This window comes from Aquimarina intermedia, assembly GCF_008124785.1.
In the GTDB taxonomy this organism is placed as follows: domain Bacteria; phylum Bacteroidota; class Bacteroidia; order Flavobacteriales; family Flavobacteriaceae; genus Aquimarina; species Aquimarina intermedia.
Genome location: NZ_VNHU01000015.1, coordinates 1 through 24306 on the forward strand (window position 1 = coordinate 1; position 24306 = coordinate 24306).

General features: G+C 37.9%; 23 protein-coding genes and 1 other RNA gene. 11 read left to right on the top strand and 13 right to left on the bottom strand.

The window, feature by feature from the left end; all coding sequences use genetic code 11:
- Positions 1-290: transposase (locus BD809_RS15915; protein ID WP_246131566.1), on the top strand; the 290-nt coding region annotated here is incomplete at its 5' end.
- Between the two features lie 250 nt (positions 291-540).
- On the opposite strand, the gene BD809_RS15040 is transcribed toward BD809_RS15915, so the two are convergent.
- The 5 genes from BD809_RS15040 to rlmD all read right to left on the bottom strand — a co-directional run bounded on the left by BD809_RS15040 (position 541) and on the right by rlmD (position 4491).
- Positions 541-993: a hypothetical protein gene (locus BD809_RS15040; RefSeq protein ID WP_148783810.1), complete on the bottom strand. Its 453-nt coding sequence runs from the start codon at positions 991-993 to the stop codon at positions 541-543.
- A 361-nt stretch (positions 994-1354) separates the two neighbouring features.
- Positions 1355-1648 carry a hypothetical protein gene (locus tag BD809_RS15045; RefSeq protein WP_148783811.1) on the bottom strand — a complete coding sequence of 98 codons (294 nt, stop codon included), beginning with the start codon at positions 1646-1648 and terminating at the stop codon, positions 1355-1357.
- 206 nt (positions 1649-1854) lie between these two features.
- Positions 1855-2586: a DUF6048 family protein gene (locus tag BD809_RS15050; RefSeq protein ID WP_211356730.1), complete on the bottom strand. Its 732-nt coding sequence runs from the start codon at positions 2584-2586 to the stop codon at positions 1855-1857.
- On the bottom strand, positions 2552-3070 hold the full coding sequence (locus BD809_RS15055) for a DUF6452 family protein (RefSeq protein WP_148783812.1): 519 nt from the start codon (positions 3068-3070) through the stop codon (positions 2552-2554). The genes BD809_RS15050 and BD809_RS15055 overlap by 35 nt, the downstream gene beginning before the upstream one ends.
- A gap of 11 nt (positions 3071-3081) precedes the next feature.
- On the bottom strand, positions 3082-4491 hold the full coding sequence (gene rlmD / locus BD809_RS15060; protein WP_148783813.1) for a 23S rRNA (uracil(1939)-C(5))-methyltransferase RlmD: 1410 nt from the start codon (positions 4489-4491) through the stop codon (positions 3082-3084).
- Positions 4492-4651: 160 nt separating this feature from the next.
- Here rlmD and rocD point away from each other — a divergent pair, with 160 nt between their 5' ends.
- A complete protein-coding gene (gene rocD / locus BD809_RS15065) occupies positions 4652-5896 on the top strand; it encodes an ornithine--oxo-acid transaminase (RefSeq protein WP_148783814.1) in 1245 nt (414 codons plus the stop codon).
- A gap of 76 nt (positions 5897-5972) precedes the next feature.
- On the opposite strand, the gene BD809_RS15070 is transcribed toward rocD, so the two are convergent.
- Together BD809_RS15070 and BD809_RS15075 are read right to left on the bottom strand one after the other, a co-directional pair.
- Complete coding sequence (locus tag BD809_RS15070; protein WP_148783815.1) at positions 5973-6293, bottom strand: CCC motif membrane protein; 321 nt, start codon at positions 6291-6293, stop codon at positions 5973-5975.
- 12 nt (positions 6294-6305) lie between these two features.
- The gene (locus BD809_RS15075) at positions 6306-6590 is read right to left on the bottom strand and encodes a DUF2752 domain-containing protein (protein WP_148783816.1); all 285 of its coding nucleotides are present in this window, start codon (positions 6588-6590) and stop codon (positions 6306-6308) included.
- A 94-nt stretch (positions 6591-6684) separates the two neighbouring features.
- Here BD809_RS15075 and BD809_RS15080 point away from each other — a divergent pair, with 94 nt between their 5' ends.
- Positions 6685-6888, top strand: coding sequence for a hypothetical protein (locus tag BD809_RS15080; protein WP_148783817.1), 204 nt, complete (start codon positions 6685-6687; stop codon positions 6886-6888).
- Between the two features lie 8 nt (positions 6889-6896).
- Positions 6897-7448, top strand: coding sequence for a DNA mismatch repair protein MutS (locus BD809_RS15085; RefSeq protein ID WP_148783818.1), 552 nt, complete (start codon positions 6897-6899; stop codon positions 7446-7448).
- A 6-nt stretch (positions 7449-7454) separates the two neighbouring features.
- Here BD809_RS15085 and BD809_RS15090 read toward each other — a convergent pair whose 3' ends face one another.
- Both BD809_RS15090 and BD809_RS15095 read right to left on the bottom strand, forming a co-directional pair.
- Positions 7455-8018: a hypothetical protein gene (locus BD809_RS15090; protein WP_148783819.1), complete on the bottom strand. Its 564-nt coding sequence runs from the start codon at positions 8016-8018 to the stop codon at positions 7455-7457.
- A complete protein-coding gene (locus BD809_RS15095) occupies positions 8008-8916 on the bottom strand; it encodes a hypothetical protein (protein WP_148783820.1) in 909 nt (302 codons plus the stop codon). Before BD809_RS15095 ends, BD809_RS15090 begins: the two co-directional genes overlap by 11 nt.
- A gap of 109 nt (positions 8917-9025) precedes the next feature.
- On the opposite strand from BD809_RS15095, the gene BD809_RS15100 reads away from it, so the two are divergent.
- Positions 9026-10174 (top strand): cysteine desulfurase family protein, encoded by a 1149-nt coding sequence (locus BD809_RS15100; RefSeq protein WP_148783821.1) that lies wholly within the window; start codon positions 9026-9028, stop codon positions 10172-10174.
- A gap of 10 nt (positions 10175-10184) precedes the next feature.
- Here BD809_RS15100 and BD809_RS15105 read toward each other — a convergent pair whose 3' ends face one another.
- Together BD809_RS15105 and BD809_RS15110 are read right to left on the bottom strand one after the other, a co-directional pair.
- Complete coding sequence (locus BD809_RS15105; protein ID WP_148783822.1) at positions 10185-12650, bottom strand: TonB-dependent receptor; 2466 nt, start codon at positions 12648-12650, stop codon at positions 10185-10187.
- Positions 12647-14344, bottom strand: a complete 1698-nt coding sequence (locus BD809_RS15110; protein WP_148783823.1) for a M23 family metallopeptidase — start codon at positions 14342-14344, stop codon at positions 12647-12649. Before BD809_RS15110 ends, BD809_RS15105 begins: the two co-directional genes overlap by 4 nt.
- Positions 14345-14525: 181 nt before the next feature.
- On the opposite strand from BD809_RS15110, the gene BD809_RS15115 reads away from it, so the two are divergent.
- From BD809_RS15115 to rny, 4 genes are all read left to right on the top strand, one after another.
- Complete coding sequence (locus BD809_RS15115) at positions 14526-14816, top strand: hypothetical protein (protein ID WP_148783824.1); 291 nt, start codon at positions 14526-14528, stop codon at positions 14814-14816.
- Positions 14817-14826: 10 nt separating this feature from the next.
- Positions 14827-15117, top strand: a complete 291-nt coding sequence (locus tag BD809_RS15120; RefSeq protein ID WP_148783825.1) for a cell division protein ZapA — start codon at positions 14827-14829, stop codon at positions 15115-15117.
- 55 nt (positions 15118-15172) lie between these two features.
- Positions 15173-15279, top strand: a non-coding RNA gene (ssrS, locus tag BD809_RS15125) — 6S RNA.
- A gap of 55 nt (positions 15280-15334) precedes the next feature.
- Positions 15335-16900 carry a ribonuclease Y gene (rny, locus tag BD809_RS15130; protein ID WP_148783826.1) on the top strand — a complete coding sequence of 522 codons (1566 nt, stop codon included), beginning with the start codon at positions 15335-15337 and terminating at the stop codon, positions 16898-16900.
- A gap of 119 nt (positions 16901-17019) precedes the next feature.
- Here rny and BD809_RS15135 read toward each other — a convergent pair whose 3' ends face one another.
- A complete protein-coding gene (locus BD809_RS15135) occupies positions 17020-17412 on the bottom strand; it encodes a hypothetical protein (RefSeq protein WP_148783827.1) in 393 nt (130 codons plus the stop codon).
- Between the two features lie 124 nt (positions 17413-17536).
- Positions 17537-20089 (bottom strand): ATP-dependent Clp protease ATP-binding subunit, encoded by a 2553-nt coding sequence (locus tag BD809_RS15140; protein ID WP_148783828.1) that lies wholly within the window; start codon positions 20087-20089, stop codon positions 17537-17539.
- Between the two features lie 353 nt (positions 20090-20442).
- Here BD809_RS15140 and gyrA point away from each other — a divergent pair, with 353 nt between their 5' ends.
- Positions 20443-22980 carry a DNA gyrase subunit A gene (gene gyrA, locus BD809_RS15145; RefSeq protein ID WP_148783829.1) on the top strand — a complete coding sequence of 846 codons (2538 nt, stop codon included), beginning with the start codon at positions 20443-20445 and terminating at the stop codon, positions 22978-22980.
- A 22-nt stretch (positions 22981-23002) separates the two neighbouring features.
- On the top strand, positions 23003-24280 hold the full coding sequence (locus tag BD809_RS15150; protein WP_148783830.1) for a tetratricopeptide repeat protein: 1278 nt from the start codon (positions 23003-23005) through the stop codon (positions 24278-24280).
- The last annotated feature ends 26 nt before the right edge of the window (positions 24281-24306 follow it).

The following is a 24306-nucleotide window of genomic DNA, read 5'->3' on the forward strand; positions in this document are numbered from 1 at the left end:
TTAGACGCTTTTGTTTACACATCCTGCCAAAAGGCTTTACCAGAATACGGCATTATGGTATCTTAAGTAGTAGCATAAAGAACAAAGTGCTACCCTTACTTAAAGGTCAACTAACAGAAAAACCAGCAATAAAAAATAAACATCCCATACAACATCGCAAGTGTCCAAGCTGTATGAAAGGAATACTGATAACAGTGCATACTTTTGGTAGCAGAGGACCGCCAAATCACTGGCTCAAAAAGATAAAGAGTAAACATACTGCCCCAGAAAGTAACACCCTTGTCGGGTAAGGGGATACTTATGACCAAAAACAAAAAAAATATTAAAAAGAGGATACAATTACGTTATAAAATCATCACAACCTCTATAGAAAGAAGAAAATGGCACTCATAAATCGGTAAAGAGAACTTCTGTTAAATAGGTTCCACCTCACGCAGATCTATAGAAATACATATCAAACCCCATACTAAGGAATATCGACCCGGTTTAGTCAACACGGCCTGCATGCTCGGTCGTACCGACCGCATGAATGCTTAGTTGTTATGTGCTGGCTTTTTTCTCCGTTGCAAAAAATCCGTTATCATTTATTTCGTCAAATAATTCAATTTCGAGTGCATTATATTTATCTGAAATCGAATTGAGTAATTCCGCGTTAAATTCCGTTTTATTTATTTGCATTAATTCCATTCCGTCATAACTGACAAAAATCGGTTTGCTTTCTTTTTCGATTGAGAAATGAACCAAGTCGTAAATCAGTTTTTCTTTTTCCGATTCCAAAATGTTTAGCAATATGTTTTTTAATTCAGAAGTCAGAGGAATGATAAATGTCGAAATTTTGCTTTTATCAGGAACTTGCTTTTCAGAGAACAATTTTCGGAATGATTTGTCAGAGATATGTTCAGAGTAAAATCCGTTAATATTCATTTCCGATTTATTCGGTGAATTTATAATCAGTTCTTTTAAAAACGCTATTTGTAATTTTTCTTCTGTCATTTTTGTGTTTTTCGCTTGCACATAACACTGTTATATAATCACCTTTGGTAACTATATTCTTTTATATGATTACCAAAAGTAACTATATTTCTCTTTTACGATCACTACCCTAAAGATACTAAGTGGGGTTTAAGTGGTACTAAACTACAGATTTTATTTGAAATAAGCTATTGCCATGCAAAAGCCACGAGGCAGAAAGCAAAACTTGATAGAAGGGAGACAAGAAACAGGATGACAGGAAACAGGATACTTTTACATTTAGCATTTAAAATTCAATATTTTATATTCGGTATTCAGTATTCGATTAGTGTTTTTTCTTTTTTGCATCGCCCAAACCTCTCGACTCCGCTCGAGGTGACATTCAAAAACCCAAGTTCGAATATGCCTTTTCAGTAAGATATCCACTCCTCGTTTTAAACCAATTTCCTGTAGCCACTACCTTCACTTCATTTTTTACGCTAAAGTTTTTATAGGACGCTCCTTTCGCATAGCGATTCCCACCATCAGGAAAGCTTCGGGACAAGTGCGGCACGTTTTCCCACCACTGGGAAACCTTCAGGAGAAGTGCGGCAACGTTTCCCACCACCGGGAAAGCTTCAGGACAAGTGCGGCAACGTTTCCCACCATCAGGAAAGCTTCGGGACAAGTGCGGCACGTTTTCCCACCACTGGGAAACCTTCAGGAGAAGTGCGGCAACGTTTCCCACCACCGGGAAAGCTTCAGGACAAGTGCGGCAACGTTTCCCACCATCGGGAAAGCTTCGGGACAAGTGCGGCACGTTTTCCCACCACTGGGAAAGCTTCCTGACAAGTGCGGCAACTTTCCAAGCAGTGATAGCAAGGGTTTACCAAAATGTATGGACTAGTTTTTCTTTTTATAAAAAGGAATCAAATAACTTATCGAATAGCCATAACCTACGCCAAAATTGCTAAAGTCATTGGTTTTACCAAAACCGGGAATAAAAAGGTTGTCAAATTGTTCGGGAGATGTCTCATTGATCATGCCGCGTATCGATACATTGGCACCCAGATAAATATTAGCAAACAATTCTACTTTGATCCCCAATACAAGTTCTCCCCATCCTGCGGTCAATCCCTTTTCTTCGATGGGTACGGTAATACGTGTGGGTCCGTAATAATTGGTACCGGTGAAGACAGCGTATTCATCTAAGCGTTGTGAAAACGTAGCAAAACCATAACGTACACCAACATAAATACTATTTTGCATACCATACCAGTTATCATAGGCATTATAATCCACACCGATACGTACATAACTCCCCGAGCCTTCGCCCACTATATTTTCTTCTTCGCGTAGCAACTTTTCGTTACCAATCTCGGCAGCGAGATAGAAGTCTTTGTAGAAGCGATAATCTCCGTTGATTTCGAATCCGGTATATTCGTCTTGGATCGCAGTAAGCAATAGTTTATTAAGATCTGTCCCGACACGTAAGCCATACTTTTCTCCGGGTGGGAGGGTGTCAGTAGCTGTTACCTGTTGCTCGGTTTCGGCAGTGGTAGTGGGTTCCTGCGCATAAAGTGCTGTAGCTCCTATCAGACTAATGACGAATAAGTACGTGTGTAGTGGTTTCATCCTTAACATTTAAACTTTGTACAATAATTTCATTAATCCAGTTATCGGTATCTGTCGTATTTTCTCTGGTAGCACTTAGGCCCTCAAACGTAGCTCTAAAACCACACGCACTACTCACATATTCTTCGACTGTCGTGTATTGAAAACTTACCATATCAGTGTTGGCGGGAATCGAATCATTCTCAACGTTGCTATTCACCGTAAATTCAAATTCGCTTAAGGTACCGTTGGTACGAAGTGGTATCCTAATCGTATCCAGAGCAGTACCCAGTTCGAGCAATTCATCAATGCCTTCTCCTTTAATCTGTAATTCTACAGGCGCTTCAGCTTCGGCAGTCTCGGCCGAAATAAAAGCAATAACCAATAGGGGCGTTGTTGCCGTATCGGGCGCACAGATATCATCTCGCTCACAACTTACCTGAGTAAGCAGGAGTATCGATAGTAAGGAGAGACAGCTAATTAGAATATACGGTTTTAATCTCATGGTGGGTAGTCTTATCTTTTTTCGAGCAATACAACGTTTTCTACATGATGCGTCTGCGGAAACATATCCACCGGTTGCACCTTAGTTACTTTGTACGCTTCGTCTAATAACGCCAAATCTCTCGCTTGTGTTGCGCTGTTACAACTCACGTATACAATTTTTGCCGGAGCGATATTCAGTAGTTGTTGTACTACGTCTTTATGCATGCCGTCTCGCGGGGGATCGGTAATTACTACTTCGGGTTGACCATGGGTAGCAATAAAATCTTTGGTAAACACTTTTTTCATGTCCCCTACGTAGAATTCTGTATTGTCGATCTTATTGTTTCGGGCATTTTCCTTGGCATCTTCGATCGCTTCGGGTACAGCCTCCACACCAATTACCTTTTTAGCTTGTTTGGCAACAAACTGTGCAATGGTTCCGGTACCTGTATATAAATCATAGACTAGCTCTTCCCCGGTTAACTGTGCAAAATCACGGGTAATTTTATATAGTTCGTACGCCTGATCCGAATTGGTTTGATAAAAAGATTTAGCATTAATCTTAAATTGTAAGCCTTCCATTTCTTCGGTAATATGATCTTTACCGTGGTAACAAATCACGTCTTGGTCATATATAGTATCATTACCCTTACCATTTACCACATATTGCAGTGAAGTAATTTCGGGAAACTCAGTTTTGATATAGTCGAGTAAGAGATTACGTTTTTCGGCATCGTCAAAAAAGAACTGTACCAATACCATAATTTCACCCGTAGAGGTGGTACGTATCATCAAAGTACGCAATAAGCCGGTTTGATTACGAGCATTGTAAAAAGAAAGGTTGTTTTGTGTAGCAAAATCTCTGACTTTATTACGGATCGCGTTACTTGGATCTGCTTGTAAATAGCAAGTATCAATGTCCAGAATCTTATCCCACATGCCGGGAATATGAAAACCTAGTGCATTTCTATCCTTAATTTCTTCATCATTCTGTATCTCTTCTAACGATAACCAACGGCTGTCACTAAAAGAGAATTCCATTTTATTACGGTAAAAAAATTGTTCTGCAGAGCCTAAGATCGGCGTTACCTCAGGGAGGTCAACCTTACCAATGCGTGTGAGGTTGTTCATGACTTCCTGTTGTTTGTAATCCAATTGATGTTCATAGCCCATAAATTGCCACTTACATCCACCGCATGTACCAAAATGCTTGCAAATTGGTTCCACTCGTTTTGACGAAGGTTTAATTAAATTGGTAGCCGTACCTTCATAATATGCCTTTCTTTTTTTGGTAGTTCGGATATCTATGACATCTCCGGGAACTGCATTGTTTAAAAAGATAACCTTACCATCAGGAGCTTTGGCAATACTTTTTCCTTTTGCCCCTGCATCTATAACTTCGATATTTTCGAAGACTTGCTTTTTATTTTTTCTCGCCATAGCGCAAAAATAGAATATTTAGCAGGATTAAAGGGAGAAGCGCTAAAAAATTCGCTAAAGATTTAGTAATTTGCGATCCACTTCATTACGGTTGATTTCTCGCCGCTCTCACGAGTAGGATAAGTAGGAATAGTAAAGTTTTATTTTTAATACGTTTATAATGGCAGTTTTAGAAAAAAAGTCATCACAACACTCAATTGATTTAGAAAATAAGTATGGAGCACACAACTACCATCCGTTACCTGTGGTTTTGAACCGGGGAGAAGGAGTTTTTGTGTGGGATGTAGAGGATAAAAAATATTATGATTTTTTAAGTGCATACTCAGCAGTAAATCAAGGACATTGTCATCCCAGAATTGTGGATGCAATGACCGAACAAGCAAAACAACTAACCTTAACTTCTCGTGCATTTTATAATGATAAATTAGGAGAGTTTGAGAAATTTGCGACTGAGTATTTTGGGTTTGACAAATTGCTGCCAATGAACACAGGAGCCGAAGCGGTAGAGACTGCTTTAAAAATTTGTCGCCGTTGGGCATATGAGAAAAAAGGCATTGCCGAAAATGAAGCGCAGATCATTGTGTGCGAAAACAACTTTCACGGACGTACAACAACCATCATTTCTTTTTCAAATGATCCTGTAGCACGCGACAATTTTGGTCCGTATACCAATGGATTTATAAAAATTGAATATGATAATTTGAAGGCGTTGGAAGAAGTTTTGGAAAGCACTCCCAACGTTGCAGGATTCCTTGTAGAACCGATTCAGGGAGAAGCAGGGGTGTATGTGCCGTCTGAAGATTATTTAGCGAAAGCGAAAGCGCTGTGTAAAAAACACAATGTACTGTTTATTGCTGACGAAGTACAAACAGGTATTGCCCGTACAGGAAAACTTTTAGCGGTAGATTATGCAAAGGTGAAGCCTGATGTTTTAATTCTTGGAAAAGCAATTAGTGGCGGAGCCTATCCGGTTTCTGTGGTATTGGCAAATGACAATATCATGGAAGTGATACGACCAGGAAGTCACGGGAGTACCTTTGGTGGAAATCCGGTGGCGGCGGTAGTTGCCATGGCTGCACTTGAAGTAGTAAGAGATGAAAAATTAGCGATCAATGCCTTTGAGTTAGGAGAACTCTTTAGAGCAGAGCTTAACAACTATATTGAAACTTCGAATATCGTTAATCTGGTACGTGGTAAAGGATTACTCAATGCCATTGTAATTAATGATAGTGAGGACAGCGATACTGCCTGGAATATCTGTGTGGCTTTAAAAGATAATGGTTTGTTAGCGAAACCTACGCATGGTAACATCATTCGTTTTGCACCACCATTAGTAATGACGAAGGAGCAATTGTTAGATTGTGTACGTATCATTACTGAAACATTAAAGACTTTTGAAAAGTAGATCAACCTACTGATTACTTATTAGATATAAAAAAATCCCGCAACTTGCGGGATTTTTTATGCTTTGTGCTCTAATGCTAGTTGTACTGTTCAAGCATTTCTTGCTGCATTTCCATAAGTCCGTCATATCCTGCGATGATAAAGAAGATAATTAAGGAAATAAGATATAGTGCACTTAATACCAACCCAATAATAGCTAGAATCTTTCCGGTTTTTACATTTTGGTAACCGGTGTATAACTCAGGGTTCTCTAGGTACAGCTCCGTTGCTTTTTTGGACATAATAATAGCAATGATTCCAAATACGATTCCGAAGAATCCATAGCAGCAGCAACCAAGAATTGATAGAATTCCGAATACTAGAATTAAAGTAGAGTTTGGTAATGTTTGTTTTTCCATAATATTGAAAGGTTAGTTGAACATAAAATTCATTTTGATAAAGTAACTTATGATGATAGTCAGCACCGTAACTGCCAGTAAACCGTATTTGATATAGGTGTCAAATCTAAACTTAAAGAATAAGGTAACTCCCCAAAAGGCTAGTAATAGAAGTAGCGGGTATACGGCCGGATACATTTTGAAAGCTTGCGCGAACTCCCCTTGTGCCAGATAAGACAAGGAGCGTTGTAAACCACACCCTAAGCAGTCAACCCCAAAAAGTTTTTTATTAAGACAAGGAAACATGTATTTTTCCACAGTAATCTTAGGTATTTTGAGGTACAATATACGTATTTACATATTTTTTGCATGAGATAATTTCATTTTCATAAAATCCTCATATTTTTACCGGATGAAAAGCACTAGTTTTAAAACAATTCTCAAAACAAGCTGTATCGCGATTGGGATAGGGATATTAGTCCATCAACTGATGGCTGAAGAAAAGAACTATTACCTGCAAAGTTTGGGGGTCGTTTGTTTAATGGGAGGGTTGTATATGGTCAATACAACGCTTTCTTCACGCTCTGAAGGAAGTACGGATGAGACGCAAGAATAATTTTGGATATGATAGAGGTAGGTGATAAGGTTTCGGTTTTGGATGAAGATATAACAGGGGATGTTATAAGATTAGAGAAGGATGAAGCTGTGATAATGAGTGATGATGGCTTTGAGTTAAGCTTTCCCGTCAATGAACTTGTGCGCGTGATGACCGGAGATATGACCCTGCCATCCTATGAAGAGGTACATAAGAACCTACAGGAAAAAGAACATTTTCAAAAGAAAACAAAACGTCCGGCTGTCAAACCAAAAAAGCAACAAGCTCCCCCGATGGAAGTGGATTTGCATATTCACAAATTGGTAAAATCCAGTAGAGGGATGACCAATCATGATATGGTGAACTTACAATTGGATACAGCTAAGCGTCAATTGGATTTTGCAATCAGCAAACGTATTCCTGTAGTAATTTTTATTCATGGAGTAGGACAAGGCGTGCTCAAAGAAGAGTTAAAGTATCTGTTTGGAAGGTATGATAATTTAAGTATCTCTGATGGAGATTATAAAAAATATGGTTTGGGTGCTATGGAGGTGTATATAAAACAAAACCCAAACAACTAAATTAAATTAAGGCGTAAAGGTTTTTGCAACTTCTTGTTCGCCTAGAGCCAAGACCTCTTTTCTGTAAGCAACCCCTTCACCGGTTAAGGTGATATCTTTTAAAAGAATCGTACGTCTAAATATAGAATCGTTCGCTTCAGTTCTCAAAAAATCATAACTAATTTCAGCAGTACCGCTGGTGCTTACATACTCAAGGGTGGCGGTGTTTTCTTTCGGCGGAATGTTACTACAAAAATAGCTGGAAGCTGTGATAGGGGAGTTAAACTCACGATATGTAAGTAAATTGGTAGTTTCATTAAGTGTAACCACATCTGTGGACGTTAGTTTTTTGGTATCCGGAATAAGCGTGAAATTTGTACCTGTAAAATTTAGGAATAGTGCTTTGCTTTTCGTTGCATCAAGCTTATAAAAAACAAAGGTATTTGCACTGATATTTGCACAATTGCCTAATGTCCCTTCAAATTCCAATTCATCGGTGATAAGATCCCCTTCACTACAACTAGCGGCCAAAATAAGTAAGCCTGCCATAAGGCCTAAAAACAAGTGGATCGTCTTTATATTATTTTTCATCTTTCTTATTTATCTTATCAATCGTGATGTCTCTAAAGCCGAGTACATAGGTGTCAGAATCTAAGGTTTGTGAATCCGAACTAAGTTCAAGGTTAGTAATGCTAACAGAGGTTCTATAAGTCGTTTCAACAGTATTAAGGTTGCTTATAGGTGTTGGATATTCGGTTACTTGATCGGCCTGTAAATAATTGGGGATATTATCGTTGTTATCATCATCTTCTCTCGGACCATCTTCACCATTCGTATCTTCATTTCTCGTTAACACCCCATCATTATCATCATCATTATCCAAATAATCCGGTATACCATCCTCGTCGCTGTCTCTAGGATCATCATTGTCAGGAATATTATTTGGTAATTCAATAATGGTTAAGATATTATCATCATCGTCATCAGCATCTTTATAGTTAGGGATGCCATCATTGTCGGTGTCATCGTTTTCAAGATTGCCATCATTATTGATATCCTCTTCTGCTGCCGGAATACCGTCATCATCATCTTCGGTTATAATTTCGGTAACAATGGTTGCATTTCCGGATAGACTAAACAAATCTTCGGTAATGGTAATGTCATTGGGCGGTACACTACCACAAAAATAAGTAGCAGGCACCTCTCCGCTAAATTTACGATACACCAAGTCTCCTGCTTCGGTAGCCAAATTAATTGAGATCGGCGCCTCTGTAGATATAGTGTCCGAAAATTGCTCATTTTTAAAGGTAAAGGCGATAGCTTCGTTAACTTCTTTTCCGATTTTATAAAATACGTACTCATTCTCCCCGGATCCGTTACATAATTGAAGGTCCACTTCGTCAAACTCAAAAGAGGTAATGATAATATCTCCATCGTTACAGGCGAATAGGAAGCTAGCTAATAAAAATAAAACAATACGTTTATTCATAGGATTAATTCCGCTTTTAAGCAAAAATAAGGCAATTGAAAGATTATAACGTTATCCATGGAAAATAATTTTATTTACTATAGTTTTGCCTGATTAAACAAACAATATAATGCGAAAAGTTTATTTTGACAGCGCTGCTACGACTCAGGTTCATCCAGATGTAATCACCAAAATGACAGAGGTTTTACAGGATAGCTATGGGAACCCTTCATCCATCCATGCCTTTGGACGCTCTGCCAAAAATCTTATTGAACAGGCTCGTAAACAAATCGCTAAACAACTCGGAGTTACCGCCGGAGAAATAATTTTTACCTCCGGGGGCACCGAAGCAGATAACTTGGCATTAAATAGCTCAGTACGTGATTTGGGCGTTCGTCATATCATCACTACCAGAATCGAACACCATGCAGTGCTACACACAGTGCAAGAACTACAAAAGCATCAGGATATCGCTGTGAGTTATGTGAAAATTTTACCGACGGGTGCTATTGACTATGCGCATCTTCAAGAACTTTTGCAAACAGCAACAGAAAAGACATTGGTTAGTTTAATGCATATCAATAATGAAGTTGGTTGTATTTTAAATATTGATGCAGTAGCTGAACTTTGTAGAACACATAACGCGCTTTTTCATAGCGATATGGTACAGTCTATTGGTCATTTTGATGCGAATTTAGCTGATATAACGGTTGATTTTACTGCCGTGAGTGCGCACAAATTTCATGGTCCTAAAGGCGTTGGTTTTGCGTTTGTGCGAAAAAACTCCGGGTTAAAACCTTTAATTTTTGGTGGAGAGCAGGAGCGAGGATTTCGAGGGGGTACCGAAAGTGTTCATAATATTGTAGGTATGGCTGAAGCATTACGTCTGGCATATGACAATTTGGAAGAAGATACGGCGTACGTAACGGGAATTAAGGATTATTTCACTGCCCAATTGAAGCAACATATTCCTGAAGTAAAATTTAATGCCGATTGTTGTCAAAATGAACATAATACCTATACCTTGCTAAACGTTTGTTTGCCGATATCTTCAGAAAAGGCAGGGATTTTACTATTTCATTTAGATATTAACGGGATTGCATGTTCCCGAGGGAGTGCTTGTCAAAGTGGAAGCAGCAAAGGATCTCATGTGTTATCAGAGATTTTATCTGCCGAAGACATAGAAAAACCATCGGTACGCTTTTCATTTTCTAAATTCAACACCAAAGAAGACGTGGATTACGCCGTTGAGGTGCTTAAGAAATTTATCGAGAGTTAGTTAGATTTTGCTAAAACTTCAGTGCTAACTTTACATTAAAAGTACGTGCAGTTAAATAATTTGGAATCGCATATTGACGTTGTGATGACGCATCCCGAACAAAGGTGTTGGTAATTGAATTTTGATTGTTAAACACATTATAAATTTCGAATCCAACGCTCAAATCATTGAAAATCTTCAGCCAGTTTGGAGTTGCTTCAGGTTGATTGGCATCTACCACTACATAAGAAATTCCTAAATCCGCGCGCCTGTAATCCGGGAGCCTGTTTTGATATTCATAAGGATCAGCATTTGATGGCGATCCACTGGGCACGCCTGTCTGATACACCATATTAAGATACATCTTCAGATTAGGAATGGTGGGGACATAATCCTGAAACAGGACCCCAACTTTAATGCGTTGATCAGTTGGTCGGGCAATATACCCGCGATCATTCTGATTTTCTTCTGTTTTGAGATAACTCAAACTGACCCAGCTTTCTGTACCGGGAACAAATTCACCATTGAGGCGTAAATCTATTCCTTGCGCGTATGCTCTTGCATTATTGTTCGCAGCATATCGAATCCGAACGTTCTCTACCGTATAAGCGTTAATTTTGGACAATTCTTTATAATAGAGTTCTGTAGAAAGCTTAAACGGGCGATTCCATAGTAAGAAACTGTAGTCGTTGCCGAGAACAATATGTACCGATTTTTGAGCTTTGACCTCAGAGTTTACCGTGCCTGAGAGATCTCTCAATTCTCGATACATAGGAGGTTGGTAATAGAGCCCTCCCGAAATTCTAAAAAGCATATCTGCTTTCCAATCCGGTTGTAACGCTACTTGAGCTCTCGGACTAATAATGATTTCGCTATTGGTTGCAATTTGATCTCCCGAAACAGTATAGTGTTGAAAACGAGCGCCTATATTGGACCAAAATTTATGTTCACTAATAGTTGCACGCATGCTATATTGAAGGTATCCCGAGATTCTTTGGATGTCAATATCATTCTGTGCACGAACGGAGTTAAAAGGAAGCAGCGGACTTGTGTACGGAGTGTAGGGTTGATCATTCTTGAAATCATTAATCGGCGGACGAATAGAAAATCCGGCAGAATCAACAATTTCATACTCCTGAATGCGATCTTTTATGTTCTCAAAAGTATACTTAACACCCCACTCAAATTGATGGTTGTTCTTGTGATAGTTTCCTTTGTGCTCAATGTTATAGAATAAAGCATCCAGATCATTTCGTGCATGCGTGAGTTGCGAACCGATACCTTCGCTAAATTCAATTTCACCTAAGTTTTCGCTTCCAATATCGTTATTTACGGTGCCTAGCTCGTATTGTGCTAAAATGTCGTAGTATTCTTGTTCTTTGGTGTGGTATACTGAGGTTATAAGCTTTAGGTCTACAGCGTCGTTCAAACGATAGGTTGTTTTAACAGCTCCCATAGAGGTGGTGTATCGATCTTCTTCCTGTCCTTGATAATATACCAAAAGCGCCTGAGTATTATTGACTGTACCAAAATTGGTCTGCCGGGTTAGAGGTTCGTAGGAATAATTATTAAGGCTTAAATTTCCTAAAAAGCTCATTTCTATTTTAGAAGTAGAGGTATAGGTGAGAAATGTTTGCACATCTGCAAAGCGGGGATTAAAATTGGTTTCAGTTTGTTTGGCTTCCACCAACATGCTGTTGTCCCGATATCTAAACCCCAAAATACCACTGAGTTTTTTGTTCTTTGTCACTCCTTGTGTAGCAACGCTCGCACCCAATAAGCTTAGTTTGACCGAGGTTTCTATGTTGGTAGGACGTTTATAGGTGATGTCCAGAACGGAGGATAGTTTATCTCCGAATTTTGCTTGAAATCCTCCGGCTGAAAAATCGACAGTACGCACCAAGTCGCTATTCACAAAACTGAGACCTTCTTGTTGTCCCGATCGCACTAAAAAGGGACGGTAGACCTCAATATCATTTACGTAGACTAGGTTTTCATCATAATTACCGCCACGTACCGAATATTGCGTACTCAATTCATTTGTACTACTTACACCCGGTAATAACTTTAGCAAGCCTTCAACGCCCGCATTGGCAGAGGGTGTGGATCTGATAGTTTCCGGATCCAACGTAGCTAAACCTTCAATGTCCTTTCGCTCACTGCCAGAAAGGATAACTTCCGTAATTTGTTCGATGTCCTGTTTTAAAATAGGATTAAGCTCGTATACCTGATTGGGAGCTAACTTAATTTTGAAACGGATGTTTTTAAAACCGATATGTGCGATAGTAATCTCAAATTCGGCATTGGAAGGGATACTTAATTGATACACCCCGTTACTATCGCTTTGTGTGCCGATCTCATTCTGAGAAATAGTTGCTCCGACTACAGGTTTCTTGTCTGTGTCTAGAATTACACCTTTTAAAGTAGCAGTTTGACTGAGTAGGGTAGAAGATGCAGACAATAAAAGAAGGAGCGAGAGGATGAGTAGGTTTTTCAAGGTTGTAAAAGCTGTTTTCTGAAAAATGTGGTAGTATAAATGGACGTATTGCCTACATTGTCTTTCACAGTAAGTTTTAAATTATTTTCTGTAGCTGTCTCTACAGCATCATTAAAATCATATACAAGCATCCCGGTTTTATAATCATATTCCATCAAAATGAATTTACCGTTTATTGTTGCGCGATAACTATCTATTCCACTATCGTTGTCATTGATCTTAAATTTTAAAAAATTTTCATTAGAGATCCATTTGTTATCCGCAACATTAAGTGGCATAATTGTAGGTTGTTCCGTATCCTTTGCCAAGGTATAGGTGCCAAATGTACGCGTTTTGGTAAGGAATCGATCTCCACTTTTTTTAGTCGAACAGTAGTACGTTTTGTTTTGTTCATTCACTCGGGCAATGTAAAGCTTCTTTTTGTCCTGATTCGTATACTTTGAAACGTCAAATGCTATACTCATATTTCTGTGAAGCGGCGTACTTTTTGTGTGAATTCGAATCGTATCTTTGTCTTGTGTAATATCCAAGTATACGTCTTCATATAAACTGTGTTTGGGAATGTGTACATCGACTTGATTGCCAGCATAGACGAAATCTTCCTCCCAGGAGGCGAAAAAATCTGTTTTTGAATCTACGGCTGATGGTAAATTGACTTTTTTTCCGAGTATAGGAATGTGAATGACTGTAGTATTTCCTGAATAATCTTTAACTGATATTTTGACCAGATAGGACAAGCTGTCCTGTACTGAGATATAGCCATCATCTTTAACGTTTTTGTAAACCGACAAGGGATTGTTTTTTTCGATAAAAAGTTTTTCAATTTTTATGCGATTATCTTTATAATGCGCATAATCAATCAATCGGTTGATATAGCGCGTTTCAGAAAAGCTAAAACGATTCATTTCGATCCCAAAGTTCGGCGAACCATTGACCGTCGAAGTTATAGCATATACGCCATTCTTATTCGGAGCTAAATCCTGCTGATCATAAGTAGCAACTCCAATTCCCAGTTTTCCAAAAGCCTTTATTTCATCAGCTCGATAACTACCGTCAGCTTGTAACCGCAGTGCGACTTTATATTTTTCTCTACTCATTTCGACATGCGAGGCGTCATTTTGAGGGTAGATATAAAGGTCTTGAATGATAGGTTTATTAGTGTCCAAAATTTCAATTCCGAATGCCATCGGATTCATTGGACGAGCGTTCTTATCTCGAATTTCAAAATGCAGATGTGGTCCGCCACTTCCCCCTGTATTTCCACTGTAGGCAATTGTATCTCCTTGTGATACCTGTAACAGCCCGGATTTTGGATACAGCTGAATGTCGTAGGATTCCTTGGCATACTGTCGTTTTTTTACATACGCTTCGATCGTTGGATTGAATTTTTTGAGATGCGCATATACAGAAGACTTACCATCGGGATGTTTGATATATAAAGCTTTTCCATATCCAAAACGAGATACTTTGATTCTAACAATTGTGCCGCTTGCACTTGCAATAACAGGAATACCTTCGACCCCGTTAGTTTTCAGATCCAAACCAGAATGAAAATGATTGGACCGTAATTCACCGAATGTTCCCGAGGTCATCAAAGTGATCGGTAATGGAGGTATAAAATTGGACGTTGTATCCGTATTTTGTGCGAATACAGCAATCGATATAAATAGAAAAAGTAAGGGGATTACACGCATAGTTGGTAAATGTAAAAATTTTGATTTGAATATAGAAAATATGTTTTCTAATTTTCATAAACCATTAATTATAAGTAGATTGAATTTGGTTGTGCTCCCACATCAAAATTAGTTTAAAAACTATTGGGATTTTTCAATTGGTATGTTAACTTTGTGTAACGAAGTATTGCGTAGCTAAATAATGAGTGATTTAATTGGGACTATTGATTCTCTGGAAGATAAGATAAGCAGGTTGCTGGATCGTTATGATCATTTACAGCAACAGAATATCGATCTGGAACGTAAGATAGGGGAGTTTCGGCGAAATGCTGAAGTCCAATCAGATCAATTAAGGCAGTGGGAAGAAAAGTTCAGTGCCCTTAAAAATGCTAATGCAATGTTAGGCAGTGACGAATATAAAAGAGAAACTAAGCTCAAAATAAATGCTTTGATACGAGAGATTGATACGTGTATAGCGCAACTCTCAGAATAATAAAGGGGAAATGGCCGATAAGCTGAAGATTAAAATTACTGTTGCCGATCGTGTCTATCCTCTAACGGTACATCCTGAACAGGAAGAAGGATTGAGAAAAGCCGCAAAAAAGATCGAAGAAATGATCAAGCAATTTGAGCAGAGTTATGCAGTGAGAGATAAACAAGACGTTTTGGCTATGTGTGCTTTGCAATTAGCAGCACAAGTGGAACAAAAAGGAATAGATAAAGATAATGATAAAAATAATGTAGCAACTCGCCTTACGGTATTAAGCGATTTGTTAGATAAGCATTTATCATAACGTTCATATCATAGGACATAAGGTTACTGCCTGCACTAGTCGTATTTTTTGATAAACTCAACAAGAATTAATTCAAAAGGGTGAGTTTAAGTTGTAAAAGCGCGCCGCCTTGAGCGGATTCTTGACCAGCTTGTTAGCCCTAAACCTGTTTTTACAGAGTTTATACAAAACCCATGCTAGTGCAGGCTTTTTTATACACAAATATTAAATTTAAATTATGGATAATATAATATTCTTAATAGTTGCGACCATAGCAGGAATAGCAGTGGGCTTTGTTATAGCTAAGGTGCTGGAACGCAATAAAGCTTCTGAAATACTTTCTAATGCTAAAAAAACGTCTGATCGCTTAATTAAAGAGGCAAAAAGTGAAGGTGAGTCTATTAAGAAGGATAAAATACTACAAGCAAAAGAAAAGTTCATTGAGCTCAAATCAGAGCATGAAAAAGTTATTTTTTCCAGAGATAAAAAAATGGCTGATGCAGAAAAAAGAACCCGTGATAAAGAATCACAGGTTTCTAATGAACTGGCAAAAAATAAAAAGCTAAGTGCAGAGCTGGAAGCGAAGCTTAAAGAAACTGATAAGCATACCGAATACTTGGAAAAGAAAAGTAGCGAATTAAAGAAGCTTCACAAAAGCCAGGTACAACAGCTGGAAGTTATCTCCGGTTTATCTGCTGATGAAGCAAAAGAGCAGTTGGTAGAATCTTTAAAAGAGCAAGCCAAAGCTGACTCTATGGCACTTATTCAGGATCGTATCGAAGAGGCTAAATTAACTGCAAAGCAAGAGGCTAAGAAAATTATAATTAATACCATTCAACGTATTGGTACCGAAGAGGCTGTAGAGAACTGTGTATCTGTTTTCAATATCGAAAGTGATGATGTTAAAGGTAGAATTATAGGAAGAGAAGGTCGTAATATTAGAGCGATTGAAGCCGCTACGGGTGTCGAAATTATTGTTGATGATACTCCAGAGGCTATTATTCTTTCTTGTTTTGATTCAGTAAGACGTGAGGTTGCTCGATTGTCATTACATAAGTTAGTTACCGACGGTCGAATACATCCTGCCAGAATTGAAGAGGTGGTTAAAAAGACCAGAAAACAGATTGATGAAGAAATTATAGAAGTGGGTAAGCGTACTGTTATTGATTTAGGAATTCATGGACTGCATCCAGAATTGATTAAGACGGTTGGTAGAATGAAATATCGTTCGTCTTATGGACAAAACTTATTGCAGCATTCACGTGAAGTCGCTAAATTGTGTGGAGTGATGGCTGCGGAATTAGGATTGAATCCTAAATTAGCTAAGAGAGCAGGGTTATTACACGATATTGGTAAAGTGCCTGATACTGAAACCGAAGTGCCACATGCAATTTTAGGAATGCAGTGGGCAGAAAAATATGGTGAGAAACCAGAGGTTTGTAATGCTATTGGAGCTCACCATGACGAAGTGGAAATGACCTCCTTAATTTCGCCAATTATACAAGTGTGTGATGCTATTAGCGGAGCTAGACCTGGTGCCAGAAGACAAGTGCTGGATTCGTATATTCAACGTCTTAAGGATCTTGAGGAGATTGCTTTTGGTTTTAGTGGAGTGAAGAAAGCTTATGCTATACAAGCCGGTAGAGAATTAAGAGTTATCGTAGAGAGTGAAAAGGTAAATGATGAACGAGCTGAAAGCTTATCCTTTGAAATTTCTCAAAAAATTCAGACAGATATGACCTATCCCGGTCAGGTTAAGATAACTGTAATACGCGAAACCAGAGCGGTAAATATTGCGAAGTAAGCAATCTTAATGTATAGAAATGTAAAGGAGTATAAACCAGAGGGTTTATACTCCTTTACATTTTGACACTCACTCAATTTGGTGTAAGATTTTGGTTAGTTGGTTAACGAAATATCTTATTATTTTTCTATACAGCTGAGAATCTCATCTTTATATGCTAAAGCTTTTTCCATTGATTCGAAATACTTAAATTCTTTTTTAAAGAAGTTTTTCTCTATTTCGTATTGTTTCCTGTGAATTACTAGATCGGATACAATTATAAAAGCGACCAGATTATCAATTTGAGAGGTCTCAAAATATACTGTAGGATCTACTGCGTACGAATTAACTCTATGGGTGATATATACAAAAGGTCTATTTTTAAAAAATTGTAAGGCGATTTCTGTTAGTGTTGCATTACGTTCAGAAGTGATGCACACGCCTTCGTTAATTTCTGCTTTCATGTAGTTCTCATGCAATTCTAATGAGCAAAAATCCAAATTATATTTTGCAATTGCCTTTGGATGCCTCATTTGTGGTATGGTTTAAGATTTTTATAATTCATGTTGGGGGGCTTTTTATTAACTTGTGTTCAATCTTAAAAAGAAATAAGCCTCGCTTTTGCGAGGCCTATCCTTTTATAGTATTAATTTATTACTACGATTCTGTAGATTTTTCAGCTTTTTTAATGGTAATCACCAACTTTTCCGCGTTCTCATCCATATCCATGAATATACTGTCTCCCTCTGCTAAGTGAGAATTAATTATTTCTTCAGCTAAAGCATCTTCAATATATTTTTGAATCGCTCTTTTTAGCGGTCGTGCTCCGAATTGTTTATCAAAACCTTTATCAGAAATATAGTCTTTTGCTTTATCCGTCAGGTGTAATTCATAACCAATATTCTTTATACGGCCGTATAATTTATTTAGTTCAATATCGATAATTTTATGAATGTCTTCACGTTCTAAAGCGTTAAAAACAACAACATCGTCCACTCGGTTAAGGAATTCCGGTGCAAAAGCTTTTTTCAAAGCACTTTCAATAACTCCACGAGCATACTCATCAGTTTGGGATTTTTTTGCGGAGGTACCAAAACCAACTCCTTGTCCAAAATCTTTAAGCTTACGCGCTCCGATATTAGAGGTCATGATTATTATTGTGTTTCTAAAATCAATTTTCCGACCTAAGCTATCCGTAAGATATCCGTCATCCAAAACTTGAAGCATCATATTGAATACATCGGGATGTGCTTTTTCTATTTCATCGAGAAGTACTACAGAATAGGGTTTTCTTCTGATTTTTTCTGTCAACTGTCCACCCTCTTCATACCCAACATATCCCGGAGGTGCACCGATTAACCTGGATACAGCGAACTTCTCCATATACTCACTCATATCGATACGAATCAGTGTGTCTTCGCTATCAAATAATTCTTTTGAAAGTACTTTAGCAAGTTGCGTTTTCCCTACACCTGTTTGTCCGAGGAAAATAAAGGAACCAATGGGTTTATTCGGATCTTTCAGTCCTGCACGATTACGTTGAATCGCTTTAACCACTTTGGAAACGGCTTCATCCTGTCCAATTACTTTACCCTTAATCAGGTTGGGTAATTCAGCTAATTTATTGCTTTCGGTTTGTGCAATTCTATTTACAGGAATACTGGTCATCATAGAAACCACATCGGCAACGTTATCCTCGGATACGGTCTCTTTATGTAGTTTAGAGTCTTTTTCCCATTGCTCCTGCGCTAATGAAAGTTCTTTTTCCAGATTTTTTTCATCATCTCGCAATTTGGCAGCTTCCTCGTATTTTTGTTTTTTAACAACACTATTTTTGAGTTCTCGTACATCCTCCAGCTTCTTCTCAAGATCAAGAATCTTTTTGGGAACGTCTATATTTGTGATATGTACACGAGATCCAGCTTCATCTAAAGCATCAATTGCCTTGTCCGGTAAAAATCTGTCCGTCATATAACGATTCGTCAATTTGACACAAGCTTCAATAGCTTCTTGTGTGTAGCTCACGTTATGATGATCCTCATATTTATCCTTAATATTGTTTAAAATCTCTATGGTCTCCTCAATATTTGTAGGTTCTACAATAACTTTTTGAAAACGTCGCTCCAAGGCTCCGTCTTTTTCTATGTACTGTCTGTACTCATCAAGGGTAGTAGCACCGATACATTGTATTTCACCACGAGCTAAGGCAGGTTTGAACATATTTGAAGCATCAAGACTTCCTGTAGCACCACCGGCACCAACAATGGTATGAATTTCGTCAATGAACAAAATGATATCATCATTTTTTTCAAGCTCATTCATAACTGCTTTCATACGTTCTTCAAACTGACCTCTGTACTTTGTGCCGGCTACAAGACTTGCTAAATCAAGGGTAACTACACGTTTGTCAAAAAGTATTCTAGACACTTTTCTCTGTATGATTCTAAGGGCTAAACCTTCTGCAATAGCTGATTTTCCAACACCGGGTTCTCCAATTAGCAACGGGTTGTTCTTTTTTCTACGGCTCAAAATCTGAGAAACACGTTCAATCTCTTTTGCACGACCAACTACTGGGTCCAGTTTGCCTTCTTCTGCCATAGCGGTGAGATCCCGACCAAAATTATCCAGAACCGGAGTCTTTGATTTTTTTGTGGCTTTGCCAGCAGATGGAGAGTTGAACGGATTTTCTTTTGAGCTATCTCCACTTAAGTCATCATCTTCAGAAAATGACTCGGCTTGTGGAGTTTCTATAAATTCTTCTTCATTTGTGATCATAAACTTAAATTGGTCTTTAACGTTATCATAATCGACTTTTAAACGATTTAAAAGTTTAGTAGTGGGGTCGTTTTCATTTCTTAAAATACACAACAACAGATGCGCTGTATTAATCGAAGCACTTTGAAAAAGTTTTGCTTCCAAAAATGTAGTTTTTAAAGCGCGCTCAGCTTGACGGGTGAGGTGCAAGTTTTTCTTTTCATTAGATGCAATTGCGATATCCGGATTGGCAGGACTCAAGATCTCAACCTTTCTTCTCAAATTAGTTAAATCAATATCCAATGCATCTAATATGCTAATTGCTTTTCCGCTCCCATCTCTTAATAATCCCAGCATAAGATGTTCGGTACCTATAAAGTCATGGCCCAAACGCAGTGCCTCTTCTTTACTATAAGCAATAACATCCTTAACTCTAGGTGAAAAATTATCATCCATAAAATTCTCTTTCTTTTTCTTTAACTAAAATAGTAATTTTTACTATGTAACAGGCAAAAACTATACCCTTTAACCAATCTTAACATTGTAGGCGGGCAAATGATCAATTGTCAGTCGTATCGATTGTCCTTTGCAGAAGTAAATTGTGTGACAATTACAATTTTGCCTTGATTTTAGTAAATAGACAAAAAAGTATTTAAATTTCAAAATGTTGTCAGCAGTACTTATTAACTGTTGTGCGCGGTAATATTGTTAATAAATTACTCATATTACAAAGGCGAACGGTTGTTAATACAGTCCTAAATTTCTTAAATTAGCGCGTTATTAAATAATGTAAGAACAAAACTAAGTTTATGGCTGAAGGAGAAAAGCTAATACCTATCAATATTGAAGATGAAATGAAATCAGCGTATATCGATTATTCGATGTCGGTTATTGTTTCTCGTGCTTTGCCTGATGTACGCGATGGTTTAAAACCAGTACACAGAAGAGTTTTATTTGGAATGTATGAGTTAGGCGTACGGGCCACCGGTGCTCATAAAAAGTCTGCAAGAATTGTCGGAGAAGTTTTAGGTAAGTACCACCCGCATGGTGATACTTCTGTCTACGATACGATGGTTCGTATGGCTCAAGAATGGAGTTTACGTTATATGTTGGTTGATGGTCAGGGTAACTTTGGCTCTGTAGATGGAGATAGTCCGGCAGCCATGCGTTATACCGAAGCACGTATGCGCAAAATATCAGAAGATATGTTAGCCGATATCGATAAAGATACGGTAGATCATACGTTAAACTTTGATGATACCTTATTAGAACCAACAGTTTTACCAACGCGTGTTCCCGGTTTACTAATTAACGGAGCCTCTGGTATTGCAGTTGGTATGGCAACGAATATGCCACCACATAATTTATCAGAAGTTGTGGATGGAACCATTGCCTATATTGACAATGAAGATATTGAGATTGATGAAATCATTCAGCATATTAAAGCACCGGATTTTCCTACGGGGGGAACTATCTATGGTTATGATGGTGTTCGTGAAGCCTTTAAAACCGGTCGCGGTCGTATAGTTATTCGTGGTAAAGCCAGTTTTGAAGAGGTAAATGGACGCGAATGTATCGTGGTTTCTGAAATTCCTTATCAGGTCAATAAGGCAGATATGATTAAGAAGACTGCCGACCTTGTTAATGAAAAGAAAATAGAAGGTATTTCTTCGATACGTGATGAGTCTGACAGAAAAGGGATGCGTATCGTTTATATCTTGAAGAGAGATGCGATACCTAATATCATATTGAACTTACTTTATAAGCACACTGCATTACAATCTTCTTTTAGTGTAAATAATATAGCATTGGTTAAGGGAAGACCGCAAATGCTTAATGTAAAAGATATGATTCACTATTTTGTTGAGCATCGTCACGAAGTGGTAGTGCGTAGAACAAAGTATGAATTGAAAAAAGCAGAAGAACGCGCTCATATTTTAGAAGGACTTATCATTGCTTCTGATAATATTGACGAAGTGATTGCTTTAATCAGAGCCTCTTCAAATGCAGATGAAGCCAGAGAAAAGTTAATTGAAAGATTTAAGCTTACAGAAATACAAGCAAAGGCAATCGTAGAAATGCGTTTGAGACAGTTGACAGGTCTTGAGCAGGATAAATTACGAGCTGAGTATGAAGATTTGATGAAAACTATCGAAGATCTTAAAGATATTCTTGAGAAAAAAGATCGTAGAATGGACATCATCAAGAATGAATTGCTTGAAGTAAAAGAGAAATATGGAGACGCGCGTCGTTCTCAAATCGAGTATGCAGGTGGAGACTTAAGTATTGAAGACATGATTCCGGATGAAAAAGTGGTAATTACTATATCACATGCCGGATACATCAAACGTACTTCTCTGAATGAATACAAAAAACAAAATAGAGGAGGCGTTGGACAAAAAGGAAGTACCACACGAAACGAGGATTTCTTAGAAAATCTATTTGTGGGAACGAATCATCAATACATGCTTTTCTTTACGCAAAAAGGAAAATGTTTCTGGATGCGTGTGTATGAAATACCGGAGGGAAGTAAAACGTCCAAAGGTAGAGCCATCCAAAACCTGATCAATATCGAAAGTGATGATAAGGTGAAGGCATTTATTTGTACCCAGGATCTAAAAGATGAAGACTATATCAATTCGCATTATGTCATAATGGCAACGAAAAAAGGTCAGGTCAAAAAGACATCTTTAGAACAATATTCTCGTCCGAGAACCAATGGTATCAACGCGATCACTATTAAAGAAGGCGATGAATTGCTTGAAGCAAAACTAACGGATGGGAAAAGTCAGGTGATGTTAGCTGTAAAATCAGGTAAAGCGATTCGCTTTGAAGAAGAAAAAACTCGACCTATGGGGAGAGGTGCTTCGGGAGTAAGAGGAATCAGACTGGCAGATGAAAAAGATGAAGTTATTGGGATGGTATCTGTAAACGATATGGATAGCAATATTTTGGTAGTTTCAGAGAATGGATACGGTAAACGATCTAATTTAGAAGACTATAGGATCACAAATAGGGGTGGAAAAGGTGTTAAAACTATTTCTGTTACCGAAAAAACTGGTAAATTAGTAGCAATCAAAAATGTAACAGATGCCGATGATCTTATGATTATAAATAAATCCGGTATCGCCATTCGTTTAGCAATTGAAGAATTGAGAGTAATGGGTCGTGCTACACAGGGAGTGCGATTGATTAGCTTAAAAGGAAAAGATTCAATAGCTGCTGTAGCAAAAGTAATGCATGACGAAGAAGACGTTGTGCTTGACGAAGAAATGGATGACATTGTAGCCGAAGATACTGATAATACTGCTAATGGCACGACTATTGATGACACCTCGGAAGAATAAAAAACTAATAAAACGTAACATGATGAAGAATAGAATTGTTTTAGCATTACTACTATCAGTAAGCGCTATTGGATTTTCTCAAAAACAAGCCCTTAAATCTGCTTCTAAAGCTCTCAAATCAGGAGATATAGAAGTTGCTAATGAGGCGTTAAAAGCAGCTGAGGCACAATTAAGCACTGCTGATGAGAAGCAAAAAGCTCAATATTATTATTTAAAAGCTGAAGCATTTAATGCAGCGGCAGATAAAAATGATATTGCTAATGTAGAAGGTGCTGCGATGGCATATGCTAAGGTGGTAGAAATTGAGAATGCTGCTGGAAACTCAAAATATAGTGGAGATGCTAGTGAAGCTTTACAAACAATCCGTCAGTCATTAGTTGAAAAGGCAATCGAAGATCAAAACAAGCAAAATTATAAAGGTGCTGCAGACAAGTTATACTTAGGATATAAAACAAATAAAACAGACACCATTTATCTTTATTACGCTGCTTCTAACGCGGTGAATGGTAAAGATTATGATACTGCATTAAATTATTATAATGAATTAAAGGATCTTGGTTTTACAGGAATTCAGAAAGAATTTGTTGCTATTAATAAGGAAACTGGAGAAGAAGAAAACTTTCCTTCAAAATCAGTAATGAATATTCAGGTGAAAGCTGGAGAATTTATCAAGCCGCAAGAGCGATTAACAGATTCTAAAAAGGCCGAAATAGCAAAGAACATTGCTTTGATTTATATCAGTCAGGGTAAAGATGAGGAAGCGATGCAAGCAATGGCTGATGCCAAAAAGGAGAATCCTAATGATGCTTCTTTATTGCAAGCTGAAGCTGATATGTTTTATAAGTTAGGTAATATTGCTAAGTATAAAGAAATAATGGAACAGATCGTGGCAAATGATCCTGAAAACCCTGATCTTTATTACAATCTTGGGGTGAGTGCTTCTAAGTTAGATAATAATGAGCAAGCTATTGAGTATTACAAAAAGGCATTAGAGCTTAAACCTGACTATGGAGCAGCTCAACTTAATATTGCTTCGATTATTTTAAGTGGTGAAAGTGCTATCGTTGAAAAAATGAATGCGCTAGGAACCAGTAGTAGTGATTATAAGAAATATGACGCACTTAAGCTTAAAAGAGAAGAACTTTATAAGAGTGTGATCCCTTATCTGGATGGTGCACTTAAGAGTAATCCTGATAATGTAGAAGTAGTACGTACGTTGATGAACATCTACTATCAGATAGATGATCCTCGTGCAGAAGAGATGAATAATAAATTGAAGGCTCTTGAAGGAGGGAATTAATCCTCCTCATAAGTAACGGATTTATA

Coding starts and splice junctions, on each gene's coding strand:
- BD809_RS15040 (WP_148783810.1), bottom strand. CDS start 993: ATGACAGAAGAAAAATTACAAATAGCGTTTTTAAAAGAACTGATTATA.
- BD809_RS15050 (WP_211356730.1), bottom strand. CDS start 2,586: ATGAAACCACTACACACGTACTTATTCGTCATTAGTCTGATAGGAGCT.
- BD809_RS15055 (WP_148783812.1), bottom strand. CDS start 3,070: ATGAGATTAAAACCGTATATTCTAATTAGCTGTCTCTCCTTACTATCG.
- rlmD (WP_148783813.1), bottom strand. CDS start 4,491: ATGGCGAGAAAAAATAAAAAGCAAGTCTTCGAAAATATCGAAGTTATA.
- rocD (WP_148783814.1), top strand. CDS start 4,652: ATGGCAGTTTTAGAAAAAAAGTCATCACAACACTCAATTGATTTAGAA.
- BD809_RS15070 (WP_148783815.1), bottom strand. CDS start 6,293: ATGGAAAAACAAACATTACCAAACTCTACTTTAATTCTAGTATTCGGA.
- BD809_RS15080 (WP_148783817.1), top strand. CDS start 6,685: ATGAAAAGCACTAGTTTTAAAACAATTCTCAAAACAAGCTGTATCGCG.
- BD809_RS15085 (WP_148783818.1), top strand. CDS start 6,897: ATGATAGAGGTAGGTGATAAGGTTTCGGTTTTGGATGAAGATATAACA.
- BD809_RS15090 (WP_148783819.1), bottom strand. CDS start 8,018: ATGAAAAATAATATAAAGACGATCCACTTGTTTTTAGGCCTTATGGCA.
- BD809_RS15095 (WP_148783820.1), bottom strand. CDS start 8,916: ATGAATAAACGTATTGTTTTATTTTTATTAGCTAGCTTCCTATTCGCC.
- BD809_RS15100 (WP_148783821.1), top strand. CDS start 9,026: ATGCGAAAAGTTTATTTTGACAGCGCTGCTACGACTCAGGTTCATCCA.
- BD809_RS15110 (WP_148783823.1), bottom strand. CDS start 14,344: ATGCGTGTAATCCCCTTACTTTTTCTATTTATATCGATTGCTGTATTC.
- BD809_RS15115 (WP_148783824.1), top strand. CDS start 14,526: ATGAGTGATTTAATTGGGACTATTGATTCTCTGGAAGATAAGATAAGC.
- BD809_RS15120 (WP_148783825.1), top strand. CDS start 14,827: ATGGCCGATAAGCTGAAGATTAAAATTACTGTTGCCGATCGTGTCTAT.
- rny (WP_148783826.1), top strand. CDS start 15,335: ATGGATAATATAATATTCTTAATAGTTGCGACCATAGCAGGAATAGCA.
- BD809_RS15135 (WP_148783827.1), bottom strand. CDS start 17,412: ATGAGGCATCCAAAGGCAATTGCAAAATATAATTTGGATTTTTGCTCA.
- BD809_RS15140 (WP_148783828.1), bottom strand. CDS start 20,089: ATGGATGATAATTTTTCACCTAGAGTTAAGGATGTTATTGCTTATAGT.
- gyrA (WP_148783829.1), top strand. CDS start 20,443: ATGGCTGAAGGAGAAAAGCTAATACCTATCAATATTGAAGATGAAATG.
- BD809_RS15150 (WP_148783830.1), top strand. CDS start 23,003: ATGAAGAATAGAATTGTTTTAGCATTACTACTATCAGTAAGCGCTATT.